The following is a 2,544-nucleotide window of genomic DNA, read 5'->3' as shown; positions in this document are numbered from 1 at the left end:
GGATCACCAGGAGTGTCCTGTGCAGGGACGTGAGCGAGGTACGACACGTGGGACCGGGGCGGTGACGACCGCCGGGCCACTGATCCCGCTCGGCACCCAGTATGGACCGGGCGTCGCGCGGGCTCCAAGCCCTTTCACCAGGACCGGAAGCTCTCGACCAGCCTCGAGTCGGCGCCCTGGGCGTCGAGCATCGCTGCCGTCATCGACAGGTTCCGCAGTCCCGGCCAGGTCTCCCAGCCGAGGAGGAAGAGACCGGGGACGCCGACGAGCAGGATCGTCCACCCACCCCACGAGCCGACGAAGGCGACCAGGATCGAGACCAGCACCACGGCCTCGCAGAAGACGAGCTTGCGGACCGTCTGGGCCGCGAAGATGCCGACGGCACGCCGCTGGTTCTCGGCGGGGTCGGCCTCGGGGTCGAGCGGCGACGACTGCAGCCACACGCGCTCGGAGAGCACCGCGGCGGCCACGAGCCCGAGGCCGAGCACGCCGAGCAGCCACCACGGCGGGAGGTCGGCGTCGGTGCCGCCCAGCGCCAGGAAGATCAGCGTCATGAAGGCGGCGGTCAGGACGATCTGCAGGAGGGCGAAACGGCGGACCTCCTGAGGCGAGGCCTCGTACTCGGCGAGGGGCACGCCCAGAGTCTCGCACGACCGGGACGGTCGTGGGGGCGAGTATCCTGCGAGTCATGCAGGCCTACCTCGATCTCGTCCGCCGCGTCCTCGACGAGGGGGTCGAGAAGGGCGACCGCACCGGCACCGGCACGCTCAGCGTGTTCGGGCACCAGATGCGCTTCGACCTCTCCGAGGGGTTCCCGCTCGTCACCACCAAGAAGATCCACCTCAGGTCGGTCGTCGGGGAGCTGCTCTGGTTCGTCCGTGGCGACACCAACACCACGTGGCTGCGCGAGCACGGCATCACCATCTGGGACGAGTGGGCCGACGCCGACGGCGAGCTCGGTCCGGTCTACGGGCACCAGTGGCGCAGCTGGCCGACGCCGTCCGGCGAGACGGTCGACCAGCTCGCCCAGGTCGTCGAGGCGCTGAAGGCCGACCCCGACTCCCGGCGCCACATCGTCAGCGCCTGGAACGTCGCCGACCTGCCCGCCATGGCGCTCGCGCCGTGCCACGCGTTCTTCCAGTTCTACGTGGCGCCGGCCGACGACGGCGGACCCGGCCGGCTGTCGTGCCAGCTGTACCAGCGCTCCGCCGACGTCTTAGCCGCGTCCGCTGCCGGAGCTCTGGCTCGACCCGACGGTCACCAGCATCGACGGCTTCGACTTCGACGCGATCAAGGTCACCGGCTACGACCCGCACCCGGGCATCAAGGCGCCGATCGCCGTATGAGCGTCACGCTCGTCGTCGCGATGGGCGCGAACCGGGTGATCGGGGTCGACGGGGCGCTGCCGTGGCGTCTGCCCGAGGACCTCGCGCACTTCAAGCGCCTCACCCTCGGGCACCCGATGGTGATGGGACGGACCACCTACGACTCCATCGGTCGGCCGCTCCCGGGTCGCACCACGATCGTCCTGACCCGCGACCCGGACTGGTCGGCGGGGCCCCAGGGCGACGGCGTGCTCGTCGCGGCGTCGCTGGAGGAGGCGCTGGCCAGGGCCCACGAGCTCGACGACGACGTCTTCCTCGTCGGCGGCGCGCAGGTGTACGCGCAGGCGCTCGAGCAGGGACTCGTCGACGTCATGGTGGTGACCCGGGTGGCGGCGTCGCCGGACGGCGACGCCTTCTTCCCGCGGGTCGACTGGGAGGCGTGGCAGGAGGTGGGCCGCGTGCCCTCCGTAGGCCCCGAGCCCGACCGGGTGCCGTTCGACATCGTCACCTACCGCCGAGCATCTTGACGTTGTTAAGTTAACCGGGTCATGATGGTCGGGTGACCTACGACCCCCGGCAGCCGGCCTACCGCCTGCACACGCTCGTCGCCGCGCTCGACGCGGCCGCCGACGAGATGCTGCGTGCCGCCCACGGCACGAGCTACGCGCGCTTCCTCACGCTCGTCACGGTGCAGGCGCTGGGCACGCCGACCCAGGCCGAGCTCGCCGCCGCCCACGAGGTCTCGGCCCCCGCCGCGAGCCGCATGGTCCGCACCCTCTCCGAGGCCGGGCTGCTGACCGCGGCGCGCACGCTGGTGAATTATTCGGACGCAGGCTCGCTCAGCATCCAGCGGATCATGGCGACTGGCGGCGTGGTAGTGACGCGCGGCAATGAGCGCGCAAGGGGCGACAACGCAGTCTACGATTTCAACCGCCGGATCATCACCATGGCCGGAAACGTCCGCCTCAATCGCGGCAGCGACACGCTTAACGGCGGAAGACTGGTGATCGACTTGAGAAGCGGCGTGTCGAGCGTCGACGGATCGGCCAGCGGCTCTTCCAGCGTGAGCGGCGCGGATGGGACCACCACGACCAATTCAGGCGGACGCGTGACGGGGACGTTCTCGGTCCCGGATAATTGAGGCGTCAGCGCCGCCCTCGGCGCGCCATTCCTGCCAGCGCCTGCGACAGCAGTAGTTCCGCCGCCTGACTGTTCGCCA

3 protein-coding genes and 1 pseudogene are annotated in these 2,544 nt (G+C 70.6%); 3 read left to right on the top strand and 1 reads right to left on the bottom strand.

Annotated features, from left to right (window positions below):
• Positions 1 to 134: 134 nt before the first annotated feature.
• Positions 135 to 635: a hypothetical protein gene (locus tag A6Q79_RS05880; protein WP_067856800.1), complete on the bottom strand. Its 501-nt coding sequence runs from the start codon at positions 633 to 635 to the stop codon at positions 135 to 137.
• A 53-nt stretch (positions 636 to 688) separates the two neighbouring features.
• Between A6Q79_RS05880 and thyA the strand changes: the two are divergent.
• From thyA to A6Q79_RS05865, 3 genes and pseudogenes are all read left to right on the top strand, one after another.
• A pseudogene (gene thyA / locus A6Q79_RS05875) lies at positions 689 to 1,346 on the top strand (thymidylate synthase).
• Positions 1,343 to 1,852 (top strand): dihydrofolate reductase, encoded by a 510-nt coding sequence (locus tag A6Q79_RS05870; RefSeq protein ID WP_286689159.1) that lies wholly within the window; start codon positions 1,343 to 1,345, stop codon positions 1,850 to 1,852. Before thyA ends, A6Q79_RS05870 begins: the two are co-directional and overlap by 4 nt.
• Positions 1,853 to 1,884: 32 nt before the next feature.
• Complete coding sequence (locus A6Q79_RS05865) at positions 1,885 to 2,466, top strand: LptA/OstA family protein (RefSeq protein WP_317697079.1); 582 nt, start codon at positions 1,885 to 1,887, stop codon at positions 2,464 to 2,466.
• The last annotated feature ends 78 nt before the right edge of the window (positions 2,467 to 2,544 follow it).

Source organism: Aeromicrobium sp. REDSEA-S32_B7, from assembly GCF_001626145.1.
In the GTDB taxonomy this organism is placed as follows: domain Bacteria; phylum Actinomycetota; class Actinomycetes; order Propionibacteriales; family Nocardioidaceae; genus Aeromicrobium; species Aeromicrobium erythreum.
This window is presented reverse-complemented; position numbering and strand designations above follow the sequence as displayed.

Bases quoted from the DNA above. Each gene is read 5' to 3' on its own strand.
- A6Q79_RS05870 (WP_286689159.1), top strand. From the start codon at position 1,343: ATGAGCGTCACGCTCGTCGTCGCGATGGGCGCGAACCGGGTGATCGGG.